The sequence below is a fragment of the Natrinema amylolyticum genome (assembly GCF_020515625.1).
Classification (GTDB): Archaea; Halobacteriota; Halobacteria; order Halobacteriales; family Natrialbaceae; genus Natrinema; species Natrinema amylolyticum.
Window position 1 is genome coordinate 1730364 of record NZ_JAIWPJ010000001.1, and the last position, 20291, is coordinate 1750654.

The 20291-nt window shown below is 66.2% G+C and carries 15 protein-coding genes; 8 read left to right on the top strand and 7 right to left on the bottom strand.

From position 1 onward, the window contains the following. Positions 1–72 precede the first annotated feature (72 nt). Both LDH66_RS08535 and LDH66_RS08540 read right to left on the bottom strand, forming a co-directional pair. Positions 73–1134: a glycosyltransferase family 4 protein gene (locus tag LDH66_RS08535; RefSeq protein ID WP_226480630.1), complete on the bottom strand. Its 1062-nt coding sequence runs from the start codon at positions 1132–1134 to the stop codon at positions 73–75. A gap of 136 nt (positions 1135–1270) precedes the next feature. Beyond that, complete coding sequence (locus LDH66_RS08540; RefSeq protein WP_226480631.1) at positions 1271–1939, bottom strand: hypothetical protein; 669 nt, start codon at positions 1937–1939, stop codon at positions 1271–1273. A gap of 197 nt (positions 1940–2136) precedes the next feature. On the opposite strand from LDH66_RS08540, the gene LDH66_RS08545 reads away from it, so the two are divergent. From LDH66_RS08545 to LDH66_RS08555, 3 genes are all read left to right on the top strand, one after another. Continuing rightward, a complete protein-coding gene (locus LDH66_RS08545) occupies positions 2137–3957 on the top strand; it encodes a S9 family peptidase (RefSeq protein ID WP_226480632.1) in 1821 nt (606 codons plus the stop codon). Positions 3958–4028: 71 nt separating this feature from the next. Continuing rightward, entirely contained in the window at positions 4029–4970 is a 942-nt protein-coding gene (locus LDH66_RS08550; RefSeq protein ID WP_226480633.1) for an ABC transporter ATP-binding protein, read from the top strand. Next, positions 4967–5788, top strand: coding sequence for an ABC transporter permease subunit (locus LDH66_RS08555; RefSeq protein WP_226480634.1), 822 nt, complete (start codon positions 4967–4969; stop codon positions 5786–5788). Before LDH66_RS08550 ends, LDH66_RS08555 begins: the two co-directional genes overlap by 4 nt. A gap of 96 nt (positions 5789–5884) precedes the next feature. Here the strand turns inward: LDH66_RS08555 and LDH66_RS08560 are convergent, their stop codons facing one another. Both LDH66_RS08560 and LDH66_RS08565 read right to left on the bottom strand, forming a co-directional pair. Beyond that, the gene (locus LDH66_RS08560) at positions 5885–6946 is read right to left on the bottom strand and encodes an NAD(P)-dependent glycerol-1-phosphate dehydrogenase (protein WP_226480635.1); all 1062 of its coding nucleotides are present in this window, start codon (positions 6944–6946) and stop codon (positions 5885–5887) included. A 166-nt stretch (positions 6947–7112) separates the two neighbouring features. Beyond that, positions 7113–8102: an NAD-dependent epimerase/dehydratase family protein gene (locus LDH66_RS08565; RefSeq protein WP_226480636.1), complete on the bottom strand. Its 990-nt coding sequence runs from the start codon at positions 8100–8102 to the stop codon at positions 7113–7115. 166 nt (positions 8103–8268) lie between these two features. On the opposite strand from LDH66_RS08565, the gene LDH66_RS08570 reads away from it, so the two are divergent. From LDH66_RS08570 to LDH66_RS08590, 5 genes are all read left to right on the top strand, one after another. After that, positions 8269–9273 carry an RAD55 family ATPase gene (locus LDH66_RS08570; protein ID WP_226480637.1) on the top strand — a complete coding sequence of 335 codons (1005 nt, stop codon included), beginning with the start codon at positions 8269–8271 and terminating at the stop codon, positions 9271–9273. A 261-nt stretch (positions 9274–9534) separates the two neighbouring features. Beyond that, positions 9535–10938, top strand: a complete 1404-nt coding sequence (locus LDH66_RS08575) for a hypothetical protein (protein ID WP_226480638.1) — start codon at positions 9535–9537, stop codon at positions 10936–10938. Between the two features lie 81 nt (positions 10939–11019). After that, complete coding sequence (locus LDH66_RS08580; RefSeq protein ID WP_226480639.1) at positions 11020–11430, top strand: GIY-YIG nuclease family protein; 411 nt, start codon at positions 11020–11022, stop codon at positions 11428–11430. A 54-nt stretch (positions 11431–11484) separates the two neighbouring features. Next, positions 11485–12105, top strand: a complete 621-nt coding sequence (locus LDH66_RS08585) for a peroxidase-related enzyme (protein WP_226480640.1) — start codon at positions 11485–11487, stop codon at positions 12103–12105. Between the two features lie 155 nt (positions 12106–12260). Then, positions 12261–12908, top strand: coding sequence for a class I SAM-dependent methyltransferase (locus LDH66_RS08590; RefSeq protein WP_226480641.1), 648 nt, complete (start codon positions 12261–12263; stop codon positions 12906–12908). A gap of 62 nt (positions 12909–12970) precedes the next feature. On the opposite strand, the gene gltB is transcribed toward LDH66_RS08590, so the two are convergent. From gltB to LDH66_RS08605, 3 genes are all read right to left on the bottom strand, one after another. After that, a complete protein-coding gene (gene gltB / locus LDH66_RS08595) occupies positions 12971–17527 on the bottom strand; it encodes a glutamate synthase large subunit (protein ID WP_226480642.1) in 4557 nt (1518 codons plus the stop codon). 421 nt (positions 17528–17948) lie between these two features. Further along, positions 17949–19430, bottom strand: a complete 1482-nt coding sequence (gene proS, locus LDH66_RS08600) for a proline--tRNA ligase (protein WP_226480643.1) — start codon at positions 19428–19430, stop codon at positions 17949–17951. 64 nt (positions 19431–19494) lie between these two features. Next, positions 19495–20271, bottom strand: coding sequence for a YihY/virulence factor BrkB family protein (locus tag LDH66_RS08605; protein WP_226480644.1), 777 nt, complete (start codon positions 20269–20271; stop codon positions 19495–19497). Positions 20272–20291 lie beyond the last annotated feature (20 nt).

Below are 20291 nucleotides of genomic sequence, written 5' to 3' on the forward strand. Positions count from 1 at the left end.
TCACGAACCAACATATAGGGCCTCCGGTCGATGGCGGACCATCCGAAGGGAATCGATCACACTGATGGCCGCCTACAGCACGCCGTGCTCGTCCCGAAGCGTCCGGTATCGCTCGAGGTACCGGTCGGCCACCGCCGACCGGTCGTAGTCCGCGAAGGCCTCGTCGTACGTGCGGTGCTCGAGGTCGCCCGCGTCGAGGATGGCCGCCGCGAGCTCGTCCTCGCTGGTCGTTCGGAACCCCCGGTCCCACCCTTCGACGAGTTCGTGGGCGCTCGAGTTCGCGTGGTACTCTACGATGCCGACACAGCCCGCGGCCAGCGCCCATAGCATCTCCGTCGGGAAGACGCAGTGATCCGCCGTCTGCGCGAAGACGTGAGCCCCGCGGTAGGCTGCGATCCGCTCCTCGAGATCGAGGTCGCCGACGAAGGTCACCCGGTCCTCGATCCGGAGATCGCTCGCGAGCCCCTCGTAGGCGTCCCGTTCGGGCCCGTCGCCGACGACCGTCGCCCGCCAATCGCGGTCGCGGAGTTCGGCCAGCCCCAACAGCAGGCTCTCGAGGTTAGCGCCCTCGTCGAGCCGCCGGGCGTAGATCACGTCGACGTCCTCGCTCGGTTCGACGTCTCGAATTCGATCGCAGTCGATCGGATTCGGAATCGTCTCGATGACGTCGCCGTCGGCCCCGAGTTCCCGGACCCACGTTCCGACGAGTTCCGACGGCGTGACGATCCGGTCCGGGCGACCCGTCGCGAACCGCGTCCACCGCGTGTCGTCGATGCCGCCGTCGCCGTACCACTCGAGGACGAGCGGTGCACGCGCCATCGTCGCGCCCCACCTGGCCGCGACGACCTGGCTCGGCGGCCGCGCGCCGACGTGAATCACGTCCGGGCTCGCCGCCGCGAGGACGAACGGTAGTCGCAGGAGAAACGAGGTCCGGGCTTCCGTTCCGGTCGCGACCGCGTGGTAAGTTATCCCCTCGTATTCGTACGTGGACTCCTCACCGGCCCAGAACCCGGCGCAGTACCAGTGGACGTCGTGCCCGCGCTCGGCGAGGATCTCGCAGACGGTCCGAAACCGCTGGTTCGTCTCAGTATCGCGGTGGTGAACCGTTTCGAACGAGACGAACGCGATTCGCATCTGCTCACAGCATGCCAGCGAAAGGATAAAAATCCACCCTGTTTCCGTCGAATGCGGGCTTGACGGTCACCGATTCGTCGATCGATCGCTCTCCGTTCGCCGCCGAGACGAAAATCGTCGCCGAACGAGTGGGTCCTTAGAAGAAGCCGCCGTCGGTATCGTCTTCCTCGTCCTCGTCGTCGTCCGCGCTCTCGTCGTCCGTCTCATCACCCTCGGTATCGGAGTCGCTCTCGTCGCCATCGTCGTCGTCATCGCTACCGTCCCCATCACCGTCATCACTACTGTCCTCATCATCGCTACTGTCATCGTCATCGCTACTGTCATCGTCGCTATCGTCTCCGCTTTCGTCCGCATCGGTCTCGCTGTCCGCGTCGTCATCGTCCTCGTCGGTGGCGTTCCCCTCCTCGAGTTCGCCGTCCTCGGACTCCTCGCCCTCGGTCGCGTCCGCGTCAGTCTCGTCGCCGCCGTCGCTCTCGTTGCCCTCGGGTTCGGTATCGCCGACGGTCGCGTTGTCACCGCTCTCGTTGCCGCTCCCGATTGCATCGGTTTCGGACTCGGTAGCCTCGAGATCCGTCCCCTCGTCGCCGTCATCGCTCTCGTTTTCGGAGCCGCCGGGTGTCGTCGCCTCGTCGTCGCCCTGCGTTCCCAGCGGTTCCGTTTCGCCGTCGGCCGCGGGCTCTTCGGCCGGCTCGGCGACGAACAGCTCCGGGCCGACGGCCGCGACGGTCAGCCCGAACGCCGCGAGGATGATCGCGGTCGTTACGAGGACGGTCCCGACCGACGACGCGTGTGTCTCTCCTGTCATCGACCATCTCCGCCACGCTCGAGGGCTTTGTTAAGCACAGCAATCCACGACCGTCCCGGCACGATGTCGGAATCGTCCGCTGATGAGTCGGGTCACGTGACTGTCTCCGTTCGAGGCATAACCGGCCCCTACTCGGTCGCTCGCGACCCGTGTACCCGACCGAAACGACTACCCACTCGAGTCCGTACGGCTCTGGCATGAGCAGCTACGACATCGAGCGCTACCTCAATATCCGCAGCGCCTACGGTGCCTCGTTCGGTCCCGACGGCGAACGGCTCTCCTTCCTGATGAACACGACCGGCACGCCACAGATCTGGACGCTCCAGGAACCTCGCGCCTGGCCCGAGCAGCGGACGTTCTACGACGAGCGAGTGACCTTCGCCTCGTGGTCGCCCGAGCGCCCGGAGCTGATCTTCGGGATGGACGAGGGCGGCAACGAGCGGGCCCAGCTGTTCCGGCTCGACGCCGAGACGGGCGAGATCGAGGCCCTCACCGCGATGCCGGACGCCAAACACCGCTGGGGCGGCTGGAGCCACGACGGCGAGCGGTTCGCGTTCACGTCGAACCGCCGCGACGAGTCCGTCTTCGACGTCTACGTCCAGGGTCGGGACGAGACCGGCGAGGCCGCCGAACTGGTCTACGAGGGCGACGGCTGGCTCTCGCTGTCCGGCTGGAGTCCCGACGACTCCCGACTGCTGGTCTCGCAGGCCTACTCTAACTTCGATCAGGACCTCTACATCCTCGACCTCGAAAGCGACGAGCGCGAACTCGAGCACCTCACGCCCCACGAGGGCGACGTGCGGTATCAGAGCGCGAGCTGGGCTCCGGACGGCGAGGGAATCTATCTGGTCACCGACGAGGGCGACGCCGACACCCTCTATCTGGCGTATCTCGACCTCGAGAGCGGTGATATGGAGACGGTCATCGACGGAAACGGATGGAACGTCGACGGCATCGCGCTGGACGACGAGACGGGGCGATTCGTCTGCTCGCGGAACGTGGAGGGCTACACCGAACTGACGGTCGGCGAGTTCGACCCCAATGAGCCCACGGCGTTCGAGACGTTCCCCGAGCCCGATCTACCGGGCGGGATCTCCGGCGGCGTGAGTTTCGATCCCGACGCGGAGCGGTTCGCCCTCTCGACGAGCGGAGACGCGGTCAACACGAACGTCTTCGTGATCGACGTTGAGAGCGGTGCGGCCGAACAGTGGACGAGCGCGCCGACCGCGGGCATCCCCCCGGAATCGTTCGACGACTCCGACCTCGTCAGTGTGGAGAGCTTCGATGGACTCGAGGTGCCCGGCTTCCTGACGCTGCCGGATTCCCCCGAGAACGGCGAAACGCCCGTCATCGTCGACATCCACGGCGGCCCCGAGAGCCAGCGCCGCCCCTCCTTCTCGAGCGTCAAGCAGTACTTCCTCGACCGGGGCTACGCCTACTTCGAACCGAACGTCCGGGGGTCGTCGGGCTACGGCTCCGAGTACGCGAGCCTCGACGACGTCGAGAACCGAATGGACTCCGTCGCCGACATCGAAGCGTGCGTCGAGTGGCTCCAGGATCATCCCGCGATCGATCCCGACCGGATCGCCGCCAAGGGCGGCTCCTACGGCGGCTTCATGGTTCTTGCCGCGCTGACCGAGTACCCCGACCTCTGGGCGGCCGGCGTCGACACCGTCGGCATCGCCAACTTCGTCACGTTTCTCGAAAATACGGGCGACTGGCGGCGGGAACTCAGGGAGGCGGAGTACGGGTCGCTCGCCGAGGACCGCGAGTTCTTGGAGGAGATCTCGCCGATCAACAACGTCGAGAACATCGAAGCCCCGCTGTTCGTCCTTCACGGCGAAAACGACCCGCGCGTCCCGGTCGGCGAGGCCGAACAGATCGCCGAGAAGGCCGCCGAACAGGGCGTTCCCGTCCGAAAGCTGCTCTTCGAGGACGAGGGCCACGGCCTCTCGAAACTCGAGAACCGCATCGAGGCCTACGCCGAGATCGCGGATTTCCTGGACGAACACGTCTGAATCGCGTCCCGTGATCGATACACGCCATTAACTACAAAAAGTATACATGACGGGGCGATGGAGCATCCGGTATGGCCGCCATCGAAACGTCCTCGCTCACCAAGCGGTACGGCGACTCGGTCCTCGCCGTCGACGACCTCGACCTGGTCGTCGAGGAAGGAGAGATATTCGGCTTTCTGGGGCCTAACGGCGCCGGTAAGTCGACGACGATCAACATGCTGTTGGACTTCGTCCGTCCCTCCGACGGGTCCGCGACGGTGTTGGGCCACGACGCTCAACACGAAACCGGAGCGATCCGCGAACGGATCGGCGTCCTCCCGGAGGGCGCGAGCGTCTACGATCGACTCACCGCGCGCGAACACCTCCAGTGGGTCATCGACACGAAAGGCGCCGACGACGACCCCGACGCGATCCTCGAGCGGGTCGGCCTCGCCGGCGACGGCGACCGCTCCGCCGGCGGCTACTCGAAGGGGATGGCCCAGCGGCTCGGCTTCGGGATGGCGCTGGTCGGCGATCCCGACCTCCTAATTCTCGACGAGCCCTCCTCGGGGCTGGATCCGACAGGCATGCAGGAGATGCGCGAGATCATCGCCGACGAGGCGGAGCGCGGCACCGCCGTCTTCTTCTCGAGCCACATCCTCGGCGAGGTCGAGGCCGTCTGTGATCGCATCGGTATCATGAACGAGGGACGCCTGGTCGCGACCGGGACGCCGGACGAACTGCAGGGCGACCTCGATCTCGGCGCGCCGATCTCGCTCGAGGTCGAGACCGTCCCCGAGCGCCTCGAACTGGAGCAGCTCGCGGGCGTGCGCTCGGTCAGCGTCGACGGCGCGACGATCACGGCGACCTGTGCCGACCCGTCGGTCAAGGTTGACGTCGTCCGACACGTCGCCGACGTGACGGCCGTTCGCGACATCATCTCCGAAGACATCTCGCTCGAGCAGCTGTTCAACACGTACACGAACGGCGAACGGGCGGACGAAGACGCCCCGGCCCCGGAGGTGACGGCATGAGCACGTTAGACGTCGCGAAGAAGGACTTCCTCGACGTCCGGCGAGCCAAGATGATCTGGGTCGTCGGTGCGCTGTACGCCGTCTTCATGGCACTCATGTTCTACTTCGGGCAGAACAACGTCCCGAACCCGGACGTGAAGAACGCGCTGTGGAACCTGACCGGCGTCGGCGCGATGTTCATCCCCCTGATCGCCCTCGTCTCGGCGTACCTCGCGATCGCGGGCGAACGCGAGTCGGGCGGTATCAAGTATCTCCTGTCGATCCCGAACAGTCGTCGCGACGTCGTCCTCGGGAAGTATCTGACCCGAACGGCCATCGTCACGATCGCGATCCTCGGCGCGTTCCTCCTCGGTGCCGCCCTCGCGCTCCTCTGGTACCCCTCGCTCGAGGCCGGGACCTTCGTCGGGATCGCGGCACTGACGGTCCTCTATGCGCTGACGTACGTCGCCGTTGCGGTCGGCATCTCCGCCGCGACGTCGTCCCGCTCGCGTGCGATGGGCGGCGCGATCGGCTTCTTCTTCGTCACGAACGTGTTGAACCTCTTCGGACCGCTCCGCCTCGCCATCGTGTACGTGTTCAACGACCTCGCGGGGCTCGATATCGCCGGCAATCAGATCGTGTTCGTCCAGTCGCTGATCAGTCCGACGGCGGCGTACGTCAACTCCACCGGACTGGTCTTTCCCGACGGCTTCCGCACCAATCCGGCGGACATCCCGTGGTTCCTCGAGGGCGAGACGATGGTCGTCATCCTCCTCGCCTGGCTCGTCGTGCCGATCGCACTGGGCATCTGGCAGTTCGAACGGACCGATCTCGGCTGACGGGTCGCGCTCGTTCGATCATCGCGCTGGAGAACGGTTCGCGGTGGAAATCGCGACCGGCCCGCCATCGTTTGGCCGCCCGAAACCGACCGCCGATCAGTCGATCACGCCCGTTTTCGTCGCCACGTCTCGAGCGGCCCGCTCGTTCATCCCGTTGCCCAGAATCGTGTAGCGGTCGCGGATCTCGTGGCAGGTGGTCAGCGACTCGATGACGGTCTCGTCGTCGATTCCGAGTTCGGCGGCGGTCGTCGGCGCGTCGATGCTCGAGAGCGCGTCGCGAATGTCGCGCCAGATGCCCCGATCGCCGCCGTGGAGGTAGGCGGTCATGATCGAGCCGACGCCGACCTGGTGGCCGTGGAGGGCCGCCTCGGGGGCCAACCGATCGAGCTGATGCGAGAAGAGGTGTTCGGCTCCGCTCGCGGGCCGCGAGGAGCCGGCGATGCTCATCGCGACGCCGGAGGACATGAGCGCCTTGGTGACGACCCAGGCCGATTCCTCGAGCCCCGGTCGGATGAGGTCGGCGTTGTCCACGAGGATCTCGGCGGTCATCTCCGAGAGCGCGGCGGCGTACTCGGAGTATTCGACGTCCTTGAGTCGATTGGCGAGCCGCCAGTCCATCACCGCGGTGTAGTTCGAGATGATGTCGGCGCAGCCGGCGGTCGTCAGCTCCCAGGGCGCGTCGGCGAGGATGCCGGTGTCGGCGACGACCGCGAGCGGCGGTTCCGCGGCGACGCTATGGCGTGAGTCGCCGTCCGGAACCGAGCCGCGGTTGCTGACGATCCCGTCGTGGCTCGCCGCGGTCGGAACGGAGAGAAAGCCCATATCGAGGTGGTGACTGGCCAGTTTCGCGATGTCGATGGCCTTCCCGCCGCCGATCCCGACGAGATAGGAGACCTCCTCGGCCTCGGCGACCTCGATCACCCGCTCGACGGCGTCGAAGGTCGCTTTCTCGATCGTGACGATCGCGGGGTCGATCCCGGCGGCCTCGAAGTCGGCCGCGATGGGGTCCGCGGCGACCTCGCGGGGCGTCGGACTCGTGACGAACAGCGGCCGCCCCTGCAAGTGGAGATCGTCGACCACGTCGACGACCTCGCTGCGAACGTCGTGGCCGACGACGACGTTTCGCGGGAGGCGGATCCACGTCGATTTGTCGAACATAGTCTGACTCACTCACCCGCGGACCATACGTGTTTTTCCTCGAGGAGGTTCCGACGACTGGACCGGCGACGCTGATCTCGACCGCCGGTCGTTCGACGGGCCGGAACCGGGTTGCGGGTTCAACGGGACGGGATCGGCCTGCGGGTTCGCCGGATCCGAACCCGACTCAGAGCGTGTCCAGAATACTCAGCACGCGCTCCTCGCCCTCTCGGTCCGGCCCGTTTTCGTCCCCGTCGCGATCGCTCTCGAGGTGGTCGTCGACCGATCGGGCCATCGCGTCCTCGATCGGCGTCGACTCCCACCCCAGCGCGGCGAGTTTCGCCGTCGAGAGGACGTGCGGGTACTCTCGGTAGAGCGGGTAGTCGTCGAGGTCGATATCGCTGGCAGCGAGCTCTCGAGGCCCGGCGTGGACGACGTCGACGTCGGTGTCCAGCGCGTCGGCGATCAGTTCGACCATCTCCTCGAGGGTGACGAGCCGCCGGTCGCCGACGTTGTAGGCCTCGCCGGCCGCGCCCCGTTCGGCGACGACCCGGAGCGCGCTGGCGACGTCTTCGACGTAGACGCGGTGGCGAAGGTTCGTCCCATCCCCGGGGACGACGACCCGGTCGAAGCGATGGATGCGGTCGATCCACCAGTCCAGACGTTCGGTGTAGTCGTGGGGGCCGTAGACGATCGGCGGGCGGACGGCCATCGCGCGGACGCCGTCCTCGGCTGCGGCGAACACCGCGCGGTCGCCCTCGGCCTTCCGATTGCCGTAGGTCTCGAAGGAATCGTCGGTCGCCTGCTCGGCCGTACAGGCGTGGAGGGGCGTCTCGTCCTCGCGTTTCGGGATCTCCTCGCGGTCGTAAGCCGCGCCGCTCGAGACGTAGACGTAGGCCTCGCAGTCGTCGAAGAGTCGGGTCGCGGCGCGGACGTCCTTCGGGTGGTAGGCCACGCAGTCGAAGACGGCGTCGGGATCGACCGTCGTCGCGGCCGCCTCGAGCGCCGTGTCGTTCGTCCGATCGCCCTCGACGCGGTCGACCCGGTCGTCGTCCGCGAACGGGTTCTCGCTGGTCCCGCGGTTGAAGATCGTGACGTCGTACTCGTGGTCGAGCAGGTCGTCTACGAGGTGGCGACCGATGAAGCGAGTGCCGCCGATGACGAGTGCGCTGTCCATACGGAGCCGATAGGGGCCTCGGAGAAAAACTCTGGCGACAGGGAGCGACGGGCCGCCGCTCGCCACCGAATGGCCGCGGAATTCGCGCGGCGACGACCGAACTCGGCGCGACCCACGTCGTTCAGGGGAGGGTTCTTTGATCCCGTTCGTGGTAGGGCGGTCCGGTATGTCAGAACAGCTCCGGACGGATCGCGCTCGGGAACATCCACTCGAGTGCGATCACTGTCACTACCCGATTCCGGGCGATCCCGAGGAGAGCGACGACGGGCGGTACTGTTCGACCGCCTGCCGCGAGGCCGCCGACGACGATTCGACGATGCCCGATCCCGACGCGTACAAGCGGTTCGTCAGCGGCATCGAACCGCTCGACTCGCTCGTCCCGAACGGACTCCCCGCCGACTCGTTTCTCCTCCTCTCGGGCGACGAAGGGACCCGCCGCGCCGAACTGGGGACCGAACTCGCCTGGCGCGCGCTCGAGCGGGGCGAACCCGCCGTCGTCGTCTCCGTCGCGAACCCGCCGACGGCGACGCTCGAGCGGTTCTACGGGAACGGGTGGAACGTGCTCCCGGCGCTGGAAACCGATCGACTGCGGATCATCGACTGCTTCACCCACCGGCTCGACGACCGGGACGACTTCCTCGACGAGCGAAGCGACTGGGCAACGTTCGTCGGCGAGGCCGCCGAGGACGCGATCGTCGAGGTCCGCGACCCGAGCGACCGTCGCGAGCTGGCGAACAGCATCCACCGCGCGCTCGACGACCTCGAGATGACCGAGACGGGACTGGTCACGATCGACTCGCTGGACGAACTCGAGTCGTTGCTTCAGGACCAGTTGGTCCACGACTTCATCAAGGACATTCGGGCGACGGTCTGTAAGGCGCGGTTCGTCCCGATCGTCGCCGGCGCGACGACGGCGGGCCAGGACGGCTATCCCGAGGAGGAGTACGTCTTCGACGGGATCGTCGATCTGCGACTAACGGATCGGCTGGCACCGGACGCCCGGCTCAAACAGCTCGCCGTTCGGAAACTCATCGGGGCCCAAATCCTCCCGCAGTGGGTGACCTACGAATACGAACCCGCCCGCGGGCTGTTCGCGTTCGGTCCGAACACGGATCCGCGACAGGTCTACGACCTCGGAAACGGCCCGTCACAGCCGACCCGCCCTCGGTAGCCGGGCCACGTGGCCGCTCGAGCGGAAACGGACGGACTCGGACCGCGAATCGGATCCGAGATCGGAATCCGGTTGTCGGACATATTTTCCCGTTATATGGCCTCATATTTCCCGTATTGGGCATGCACGCGAAATCACGCTCGGGTTTTAACCGCTCGTTCGCTCTACGTCCCAGCGCAGTACTACGACCACCAGCGGCCAGCGCGTCGATCGGACCGAATCGGGAATCGACCGACCTCGCCGATTACCACAGCCACACCCATGAACGACCGATACGACAGCGACCGACGGACGGACGAACGGACCGAGCGATCGAACGATACCGGGTCCCACACTCGGAATCAGGGTCGAGAGCAGAGCGACGAGAGCGACCGGAATCGACAGGGCGGCGACCGCGGCTGGCTTCACGGGTTGTTCAGCCGCGGCGAGAGCGACGACCGCGGTTCGCAGGGGCCCGAACACCGCGGACGCGAGCGAGAGCGAACGGAGGGCCACCGAGAGACGACCGCCGACACGGGCTGGGGACGCGGGTCAGGGACGACGAGCGAGAGAGACCGCGAGCGCAGCCAGCAGTCGGAGCAACGCGGTGAACGCGGTCAACGGCGAGGGCGACAGGCCGGGCAGCAGCGTGGACGGCAGTCCGGGCAGCAACGGGGCCAGCAGACCGGACAGCAACGGGGTCAGCAGCAGGGCGGCCAACAGCGCAGCGGGTTCGAAACGAACGCGATGGACGAAGCGAACCTCGCGTACGGTGGCGAAGCCCGACACGAGGAACGTCGTGGCGGACAGCGCGGCCAGCAGGGCGGCATGCAGGGTCAGCAGGGCGGCATGCAGGGTCAGCAGGGTATGCAGGGCCAGCAGGGCGGTATGCAACGAGGCCAGCAAGAGGGCGACCGCTCGCAACGCGGCCAACAGAGCGAGCGCAGTATGCAGGGCGGCATGCAGGGTCAGCGAGACCGCATGCAGGGCCAGCGTGGAACCGGGGGGTCCGATCGCCAGCAGGGCGAGCAACAGCAGGGCGGCATGCGACAGGGGCAACACCAACAGGGCGAGAGCCGATCCCAACGCGGCCAGCAGGGCACGCAGCGCGGCGAGGACCGACAGGGTGCCCAGCAGCGCTGGCACGAGAGCCGAGACACCGGCACCGAACCGATGGACCGCGAACGGGACTACCAGGGCCGACAGCATCGCGGGCAACAGAACAGGATGCGAGACCAGCAGAGAGGCCGGTCCCAGCGAGGCAGCGAGCAACACGGCAGTCAGTACCAGCAGGGCCAGCCCGAGTCCCGTCGCCACCAGCAGAGCGAAGGCCATCAGTCCGGCACCCAACGGGATCAGGGTAGCGGACAGCGCGACCGGCGAACCGACCGCGACTATCAGGACAGCCAACAGTTCAGCCGGCAGGAGGACCGGCGAGACACCCAAGGCTCCTCGGGCGGTCGCATGAACCGCGAGCAGCAGTCCGGCGGCGGCCTCGAGTACCGCCAACAGGGACGACGGTCCGAGCAGGGCGACTGGACCGACACCCGCGAGTCGGAGCGGGGCTCGAGCGGTGACCGAAACCAGCAGTTACAGGACGACGACATGAGCAACCGTCGCCACGTCCACGAGCGCGATCCGACCGCAGACGAGGATCGCGCCCGCGACGAGGACTGGTCGAGCTAACGGCCTCGAGTCCCCGGAAGGCATCCGTCACCGCGATCCGAAATCACCTCGTTTTTGCCACCGCTGTCCGGACGAGCCGATATGAGCGGCACGTACGTCCTCGTCATCGACGTCCCGCGATCGACGAGTATCGAGGTCGGTGCGCTCGGTGACCGCGAGTTCCCTGCCGGCGCGTACGCCTACGTCGGCAGTGCGTTCGGCCCCGGCGGCTTCAGTCGCGTCGATCGCCACCGCGAACTCGCCGACGGCGACCGCGAGACGCGCCACTGGCATATCGACTACCTGCTCGGCCATTCCGCGACGCACCTCGAGACCGCGATTACGTTCCCGAACGCCGATCGGGAGTGCGAACTGGCGGATCGGCTGCCCGGCGAGTTCGTCTCCGGGTTCGGCGCATCGGACTGTGACTGCGAGGCGCATCTCCTCGCGGCTCCCGACGCGGCAGCGATTCGAGAGGCGGCGGTCGACGCGGGCGGCGTTCTCGACGACTAGTATAGCACGCGAGGTCCCCGCTGCGTTATTACGGCTGCTTGTGAAACGGTAGCTATGGGCAACTCCGATTCCGAACCCGAGTCGACGTCCGAACCGACCCCGGAACTCAGCGACGACGCGATGGCCCGATTCTCCGTTCCGGCGTTCGACGACCTGCCCGACGACCTGCGGGACCGGATCGAAGCGGAGACCGAGCGCGCCGGATTCACACCGAACGTGTTCGCCGCGTTCGCGTACAAACCGTCGCACTTCCGTGCCTTTTTCGAGTATCACGACGCGCTCGTCGAGGACACCGCCCTCGAGCGCGAGGAGATCGAAATGATCATCGTCGCCGTCTCCGGCGTCAATCACTGCTACTACTGCAACGTCGCCCACGGCGCGCTCGTCCGGATCTACGCCGACGATCCGACGCTGGCCGACCAACTGGTCGCCAACTACCGGACCGCGGATATCAGCGACGCCCACCGAACGATGCTCGACGTCGCGGTCACGCTCACCGAACGGCCGACTGAGGTCGAGCCGGCGGATCTCGAGGCGCTCCGGGACGCCGGTTTCAGCGAAGAAGCGATCTGGGACATCGGCGCCGTCACCGCCTACTACAACATGAGCAATCGAATGGCGATGTTCGCCGAGATGCGGCCGAACGACGAGTTTCACACGCTCGGCAGAGCGTAGTCGTCCCGAGACGAACTCGAATGCAGCGGAGGATCGTCCCCTCCCACTGCCTCGCTTCTGGAAGGTCGTTTCGTCCGAAACCCCTCCCTGACGGACAGGGAGTCGCGTTCGCACAGCGGCCGAAGACATTTGTCGCTCACGCGAGACGGACGGCTATGTCCGACAGGGACGACGTCCGCCGCGCCTACGACGAAATCACGGCGACGTACGCGAACGAACGGACCACGACGCGGGACGACGAGGCGGCCGCGCTCGAGGCGCTGTTCGACGGCCTTCCGGACGAATATCGTCTCCTCGACGCCGGCTGCGGGCAGGGAACCCCGGCGCTCGAGTACGCCCTCGACCCGTCGAACGGATGCGATCCGGAGCTGGCCGTCGGGCTCGATCTCTCGCGGGGGCAACTCGAGACGGCGACGCGGCTCGTTCCCGATGCGGCGCTGTGCCAAGGTGAGATGACGCGGCTGCCGTTCGCCGCGAACGCCTTCGATGCCGTCACCGCACTGTACTCGCTGATTCATGTCCAGATCGACGATCACCCGGCGGCGATCGAGTCGTTCGCACGCGTGCTCCGCCCGGGCGGACGGCTCCTCCTCACGGAAGGGTGGACCGAGTGGACCGGTTCGAACCCGAACTGGCTCGAGACCGGCACCGAAATGCACTGGAGTATGGCCGGCGCGACGGCCACTCGTGCCCAACTCGAGTCGGCCGGGTTCGAACTGGTCGCGAGGGGAGAGTTCAGGGACGCGCTGGCCGACGAGGAGGACGCCCGATTCCCGTACTTCCACGCGCGGCTGGCGGAGTAATCGATCGTCGGCGAACGGAACGTCTCGTCCGGTGCGAACCGAAGAAAGAAGCGCCGTCCGAGTCAGTCGTCGCTCGCAGCGAAACTGGTCGATTCGGCCTCGGCCGCTGCCTCGGGCGAGCCGGGCAGTTCGTTGCGGACGTCGTCGCTGCCCTGCTCGGTGATCGCCTCGTAGTAGGCCTCGGGCATGACCTTCACGAAGGCCTCGAGCGCGCGCTCCCAGTTCTCGAGCAGCAGTTGCCCGCGCTCGGAGCCGGTGTAGGCGACGTGATTCTCGACGAGTCGGCGGAGCATCCGCTCGTCTTTCTCCTCTAAGTCGTCGTGGAGCGAGACCATGCCGGTGTTGGCCTTGGCCTCGAACTCGCCGTCGGGATCGTAGACGTAGGCGACGCCGCCGGACATGCCGGCCGCGAAGTTCTTCCCGGTCTCGCCGAGGACGGCGACGACGCCGCCGGTCATGTACTCGCAGCCGTGGTCGCCGACGCCTTCGACGACGGCCTTGGCACCGGAGTTACGGACGGCGAATCGCTCGCCGGCGACGCCGTTGACGTACATCTGACCGTCGGTCGCGCCGTAGAGGGCGACGTTGCCGATCGAGACGTTCTCGGTCGGGTCGTAGGCCGCGGTCTCGGGCGTCCGGATCGTGAGTTTGCCGCCGGAGAGTCCCTTGCCGACGTAGTCGTTCGCGCTGCCGTCGAGATGCATCGAGACCCCGCTCGCCAGGAACGCACCGAAGCTCTGGCCCGCGGTCCCCTCGAGGTCCACGGTAATGGTGTCCTCGGGGAGGCCGGGCTCGCCGTAGCGGTCAGTGATGCGGTTCGAGAGCATCGCACCGACGGTGCGGTCGACGTTGGTGACCTCGGTCTCGAGGCTGACCGGTTCCTGGTCCTCGATCGCGTCGGCCGCGGCCTCGATGAGGTCGCGGTCGAGCTGGTCCTCGAGTTCGTGGTCCTGCTCGCGGATCTTGCGGCGGACGTCGCTGCCGGGGTCCGCGAGGACTTCGGAGAGGTCGACGTTGCGGGCCTTCGGGTGGTCAACGTCGGTTCGCTGCTCGAGTGCGTCGACTCGGCCGATCATCTCGTCTATGGTCTCGAAGCCGAGTTCGGCCATGATCTCGCGCAGTTCCTGCGCGATGAAGGTCATGTAGTTGATGACGTGTTCGGGCTCGCCGGGGAACCGCTTGCGCAGGTCCTCGCGCTGGGTGGCGACGCCGACCGGGCAGGTGTTCTTGTGACACTGCCGGGCCATCACGCAGCCGCCGGTGACGAGCGAGGCGGTCCCGAAGATGTACTCCTCGGCGCCCAGCAGGGCGGCGACGGCGACATCGCGGCCGGTCTTCATCCCGCCGTCGGCCGAGACGCGGATACGGTCGCGGAGGCCGGTCGCACAGAGCATCTGGTTGGCCTCGGCGAGACCGAGCTCCCAGGGGAGCCCGGCGCTCTTGATCGAGGTCTTGGGCGATGCGCCGGTGCCGCCGTCGTGGCCCGAAATGTGGACCACGTCAGCGTTGGCCTTCGCGACGCCGGCGGCGACCGTGCCGATGCCGGCCTCGGAGACGAGTTTGACGTTGATGTCGGCCTCCTCGTTCGCGGCCTTGAGGTCGAAGATCAGCTGCTTGAGGTCCTCGATCGAGTAGATGTCGTGCAGCGGCGGCGGTGAGATCAGCCCCACGCCGGGCGTGGACTTGCGGACGTGGGCGATCATCTCGTTGACCTTCGAGCCGGGGAGGTGGCCGCCCTCGCCGGGCTTGGAGCCCTGGGCCATCTTGATCTGCAGCTCGTCGGCGTTCGAGAGATACGTCGAGGTGACGCCGAACCGTCCCGACGCGACCTGCTTGACGTTGCACTCGCGTTCAGTGTTGAACCGCTCCGGCGGTTCGCCACCTTCGCCGGAGTTAGATTTGCCACCGATCCGGTTCATCGCGATCGAGTTGTTCTCGTGGGCCTCCGGCGAGAGACTCCCGAGGCTCATCGCGGCGGTCGAGAACCGCTGGACGATGTCCTTGATCGGCTCGACGTCTTCGACCGGGATCGAATCGCGATCCGAATCGAACTCGAGCAGCCCCCGAAGCGTCTGGAGGTTCTGCTGCTGGTCGTTGATCTTTTCGGCGAACTCGCCGTAGCGCTCGTAATCGTTCGAGCGGACGGCCTGCTGGAGCGCACCGACGGTGTCGGGGTTCCACTGGTGGTGGATCCCGTCCGAGCGGTGTTCGAACTCGCCGTGACGATCGAGGTCGGCGTCCTCGCCGTCGCCGTCGAAGGCGGTCGCGTGGCGCTCGCGGAGGTCCTCCTCGATCTCGGCGAGGCCGATCCCTTCGGTTCGGTTCTCGGTCCCCTCGAAGTACTCGGCGACGAGATCGCTCTCGAGCCCGACGGCCTCGAAGATCTGGGCGCCCTGGTAGCTCTCGACGGTCGAGATCCCCATCTTGGCCATGATCTTCAGGAGGCCGTCCTCGACCGCGCCGACGTAGGCGTCGATCGCGACCTCGGTGTCGGCACCATCGGGGCCGGCGGTGATGTCCTCGATCGTCTGGTAGGCGAGGTACGGGTTGACCGCGCCGGCACCGTAGCCGACCAGCGTCGCGAAGTGGTGGACAGTGCGCGGATCGGCGGACTCGACGACGAGTCCGACGTGGTTGCGCAGCCCGTTGCGCACGAGGTGGTGGTGGACGCCGCCGGTCGCGAGCAGGCTCGGGATCGCGACCCGGTCCTCGTCGACGGCTCGGTCGGAGAGGACGATGACGTCGTTGCCCGCCTCGATGGCCTCGACGGCGTCCTCGCGGACGCGTTCGACGGCCGCCTCGAGGTCGGTACCGAGTTCGTCGTGTTCCGGTTCGTAGGTGATATCGATCGTCGCGGCCGTGATGTCGTTGGCCGAGCAGTCACGGACCGACTCGAGTTCGGCGTCGGTCAGGATCGGCGAGTCAAGCACGAGCTGGCGGGCGTGCTCCGGCGACTCGTCGAGGAGGTTGCGCTGGAAGCCCAGTCGCGACTCCATCGAGGTGACGAGTTCCTCGCGGATGTAGTCCAGCGGCGGGTTCGTGACCTGTGCGAACAGCTGCTTGAAGTAGGAGAACAGCGGCCGGTTGAAGTCGGTCAGCACCGACAGCGGCGTGTCGTCGCCCATCGAGCCGACGGGGTCTTTCCCCTTCTGGGTCATCGGCTCGATCAGGTTCTCGAGTTCGTCGTGCGTGTAGCCGAAGGCGGCCTGATAGTCGCGCAGCCCGTCGACTGCCCCTTGAGGCGAGCGGTCGTTCGTCGTCTGGATATCGTCCAGGTGGACCTGCTCCTGGTCGACCCACTCGCCGTAGCGGTCGTCGGTGAGGTCGTCGAAGACTTCCTCGTCGGGAATGACCCGCCCCTCGTTGGGATCGGCGAGGAAGAGCTGGCCGGGCTGGAGGCGACCGCGCTCCTCGATGTCCGCGGGGTCGGTCTCGAGCGCGCCGGCCTCGCTGGCCATGATCAGCTGATTGTCCGTCGTCACGTCGTACCGGCAGGGACGCAGGCCGTTGCGGTCCAGTACTGCGCCGACGCGTTCGCCGTCGGTCGCCGCGACGAGGGCGGGACCGTCCCACGGCTCGACGAGCGAGGCGTGGAAGTCGTACCAGTCTCGGCGGTCCTCGTCCATCGCGTCGTCGCCGCGCCAGGCCTCGGGGACGAGCATCCGCAGGGCGTGCTCGAGGTCGCGGCCATCCTGCATCAGCAGTTCGAGGGCGTTGTCGACGCTCGCCGTGTCGGACTGTTCGGGATCGTCGATGATCGGCTTGACCGCCTCGAGGTCCGCTAAGACGTCGCTCTCGATGTCGGTCTCGCGGGCTCGCATCCAGTTGATGTTGCCCTGAATGGTGTTGAACTCGCCGTTGTGGATGATGTTCCGGTATGGATGGGCGAGGTGCCAGGCGCCGAGCGTGTTGGTCGAGAACCGTTCGTGGACCATCACGAACGTCGACTCCATCCGCTCGTCGGTGAGATCGGGATAGTACGCGGGAACCTGAACGCCCTTCAACAGCCCCTTGTAGACGACCGTCTTCGAGTCCAGAGAGACGACGTAGAAGCGCTCCTTGTTCTCGATAGCCGCGTCTTCGACGGCGTTCTCGAGGGCGCGTCGGGCGACGTAGAGGCGGCGATCGAAGTCGTCGCCGGAGATATCGTCCTCGGGCGTGACGACGACCTGCCAGACGTCCGGTTCGGAGTCAACGGCCGTCTGACCGAGACCGTCGTTGTTCGTCGGAACGTCCCGCCACTCGAGGACGTCGAGATCGTAGGTGTCGAACGTCTCCTCGACGAGATCGAAGAGTTCCGCACGTGCCGCGCTGTCCTGTGGGAGAAAGAGCGAGCCGACAGCGTAGGTCTCGGGGAGGGAAGCGTCGAGAACGCTCTCGAAGAACGAATCGGGCGTCTGGAGCATAATGCCGGCCCCGTCGCCGGTGTTCTTCTCTGCGCCAGTCGTCCCGCGATGTTCGAGATTTTCGAGTAGTTCGAGTCCGTCGGCGACGATGTCGTGGCCCCCATCCCCATCGAGGTCCATGACGACACCGACGCCACAGTTCGACCGCGCGTCCGCGGGGTCGGCGAGCCCCTCCGAACGCTCGGCGGATGACGCTATATGTGGCTGTGACATACACACCCTTAGCGGGAACACCTATAAGAGACTAACCCATTATGACTAAGCGTATTATTAACACATATGTACCGGTATAAGGTGTACTATAATCCCTTAACCACTACTGCGGGCTCGATTCTACAGTTCGGTCTCTAATCGAATCGCTTCTCGAGACGTATCGATCGGTCCGCAGTATTGGTCAGCCAAAACCCCCTCCGGGACGGATACCGTCCGGAAGTGGGGAATGTCAGAGGCACGTAGTGTTCACCCACCAGAGTGAACACCACATACTTCTAATTACTCTCCCCCCGTAAGGTACCTCGGGTTAAACAGTTAGGTGCGTGTGGAATAGTCACCCACGATCTAGTGCGGATAGTCCACGAAGTCGGCTCGAGTTCGATTCGAGTAGCGCCGAAAAGAACTGCCGAGACTGCCCCGTTCAGTACGACTTCGCGAAGTACGCGATCTCGTCAGCCGGATCGCCGCAGACTCCGCATTCGTCGCGATCGGGTTCGAGGACTTCGCCGGCCGACGAGCCGCCCTCGTCGGACAGGGGCTGCATGACGATCTCGGCCGCGATCTTCTCTTTGATGACCTCCTCGCAGGCCTCGTCACCGCACCACGGCGTCTTCACGTAGCCGCCGTGTTTGCCGATCGTTCCGAGGATCTCCTCGGGGCTGTGGGCCTCGCGGACGTTCTCGTCTAAGTTCTCCTCGGCTGCCTCGTAGAGCTTGTCGAAGATCTCGTCCAGATGCTCGTCGACGCGCTCGACGATCTCGTCGCGGTCCTCGACGGACTCCTCGTTGTCCGGCCGGTGGACCAGCGTGACCTCGCCGTCGTCGACCTCGTGAGGACCGATCTCGAGTCGCAGCGGGATCCCGTTGAGTTCGTGTTCGTTGAACTTGAAGCCGGGGTTGCGCCCGTCGCGGTCGTCGAGTTCGACGCGGACGCCGGCGTCCTCGAGGTCCTCGGCGATCTCCTCGGAGTACTCGAGGACGTCCTCCTTGGTGTCCGCCTGCCAGATGGGGACGATGACGACCTGCGTGGGCGCGACCGTCGGCGGGAGCACGAGCCCCTGGTCGTCGGAGTGGGTCATGATGAGCGCGCCCAGCGCGCGCCAGGAGAGACCCCACGAGGTGGTGTAGGCCGTCTGTTCCTCTTCGTCTTCGTCGGCGAAGGTGATGTCGAAGGCCTCGGCGAAGCTCTGGCCGAGGTTGTGGCTGGTCGCGCCCTGCACGGACTTGCCGTCGGGCATCAGCGCCTCGACCGTCGTCGTCGTGTCCGCGCCGGGGAACTTGTCGTGTTCGGGCTTCTTGCCGCGCAGGACCGGAATCGCCAGCACGTCCTCGTAGACGCGCTCGTACTGGCCGAGGCGGGTCCAGACCTCCTCCCACGCGCCTTCGTTACTCGCGTGGGCGGTGTGGCCTTCCTGCCACATGAACTCCTTCGTCCGGAAGAAGGGCTTCGTCTCCGTGGCCTCCCACCGCACGACCGAACACCACTGGTTGAGCCGCATCGGCAGGTCGCGGTGGCTGCGGGTCCAGTCGGCCATGAAGGGCGCGATGATCGACTCGCTGGTCGGCCGGACGGCCAGTCGCTCCTCGAGTTCCTCGTGGCCGCCCTGGGTCACCCACGCGACCTCCGGATCGAACCCTTCGACGATGTCCTTCTCCCGCTCGAGGAAGCTCTCGGGGATGAACATCGGGAAGTAGACGTTGTCGACGCCGGTCTCCTTGAACCAGCCGTCCAGCGAATCCTGAATGGCCTCCCAGAGGGCATAGCCGCGCGGTTTCGTGACGATGAACCCGCCCATCGGCGCGTAGTCGGCGATATTGGCCTTCTGGACGACCTCGGCGTACCACTCGCCGGGTTTGTGCGATTTGGACTCGGTGATGCCGAGTTCTTGACTCTCGTCGCTCATTAGTACGACATGCAGGCAGCGCGGGCTTAAACCATGCGAAGGGCGAACGCTCGCTCGCGAGCACCTACGCCGTGTCCGTCGTCGCCCCCCGACGGACGGCGTTCACCGCTGCGCCCAGCAGTATCACGATGCTGCCGAAGTACAGCCACGTGACGAACAGCAGGACAGCCCCGATCACGCCGTACGCCGCATAACGGCCGGCGTTGGCCGCGTAGATCCGGAACCCGATCTGCAGAACGACCCAGCCGACCGCGGCGACGATCGTTCCCGGAAGCACGCCCCGCAGCGAGACGTCCATCGGCGGCAGCACGTAGTATATCGGCAGGAACGCGACCGTCAGGACGACGATCAACACGAGCGTTCCGATCACGTTGACGAACGGTATCTGCAAGTTCAGTATCGAGAGCGCAGCGCCGACGGCGACGACGAGCGCGACAGAGAGGGCGATTCCGACGACGACGACGATGCCGTCCCAGATCTGTCCCAGCAGCGACGCGTCGACCTCGTCCGCGTAGATCTCATCGAACGCCTGATCGAGGCCGCGAAAGAGTTTCAGCGCGCTCCACACCACCCCGAGAAACCCGATCACGGACGCGGCCGCCCGACCCGACGGGTTGGTGAGCGCCTGCGACACCATCTGCTGTCCCGAGGACGAGAGTTGCTGGCTGAGCATGCTGGCCACGCGATCGGCCAGCGCCTGCCCTCCGACGAACGACGCGATCGTCACGGCGAGCAGTAGCAGCGGTATCGTCGAGACGAACGCGTAGTAGGCGATTCCCGCCGCCAGAAACGTCAGATTCCGATCCCTCGCGAGCGCGACGACGGACCCCACGGTCGACATAGGCGTCGTATGACAACTGT

Bases quoted from the DNA above. Each gene is read 5' to 3' on its own strand.
- LDH66_RS08555 (WP_226480634.1), top strand. From the start codon at position 4,967: ATGAGCACGTTAGACGTCGCGAAGAAGGACTTCCTCGACGTCCGGCGA.
- gltB (WP_226480642.1), bottom strand. From the start codon at position 17,527: ATGTCACAGCCACATATAGCGTCATCCGCCGAGCGTTCGGAGGGGCTC.
- LDH66_RS08585 (WP_226480640.1), top strand. From the start codon at position 11,485: ATGGGCAACTCCGATTCCGAACCCGAGTCGACGTCCGAACCGACCCCG.
- proS (WP_226480643.1), bottom strand. From the start codon at position 19,430: ATGAGCGACGAGAGTCAAGAACTCGGCATCACCGAGTCCAAATCGCAC.
- LDH66_RS08605 (WP_226480644.1), bottom strand. From the start codon at position 20,271: ATGTCGACCGTGGGGTCCGTCGTCGCGCTCGCGAGGGATCGGAATCTG.
- LDH66_RS08545 (WP_226480632.1), top strand. From the start codon at position 2,137: ATGAGCAGCTACGACATCGAGCGCTACCTCAATATCCGCAGCGCCTAC.
- LDH66_RS08575 (WP_226480638.1), top strand. From the start codon at position 9,535: ATGAACGACCGATACGACAGCGACCGACGGACGGACGAACGGACCGAG.
- LDH66_RS08560 (WP_226480635.1), bottom strand. From the start codon at position 6,946: ATGTTCGACAAATCGACGTGGATCCGCCTCCCGCGAAACGTCGTCGTC.
- LDH66_RS08570 (WP_226480637.1), top strand. From the start codon at position 8,269: ATGTCAGAACAGCTCCGGACGGATCGCGCTCGGGAACATCCACTCGAG.
- LDH66_RS08565 (WP_226480636.1), bottom strand. From the start codon at position 8,102: ATGGACAGCGCACTCGTCATCGGCGGCACTCGCTTCATCGGTCGCCAC.
- LDH66_RS08540 (WP_226480631.1), bottom strand. From the start codon at position 1,939: ATGACAGGAGAGACACACGCGTCGTCGGTCGGGACCGTCCTCGTAACG.
- LDH66_RS08580 (WP_226480639.1), top strand. From the start codon at position 11,020: ATGAGCGGCACGTACGTCCTCGTCATCGACGTCCCGCGATCGACGAGT.
- LDH66_RS08590 (WP_226480641.1), top strand. From the start codon at position 12,261: ATGTCCGACAGGGACGACGTCCGCCGCGCCTACGACGAAATCACGGCG.
- LDH66_RS08535 (WP_226480630.1), bottom strand. From the start codon at position 1,134: ATGCGAATCGCGTTCGTCTCGTTCGAAACGGTTCACCACCGCGATACT.
- LDH66_RS08550 (WP_226480633.1), top strand. From the start codon at position 4,029: ATGGCCGCCATCGAAACGTCCTCGCTCACCAAGCGGTACGGCGACTCG.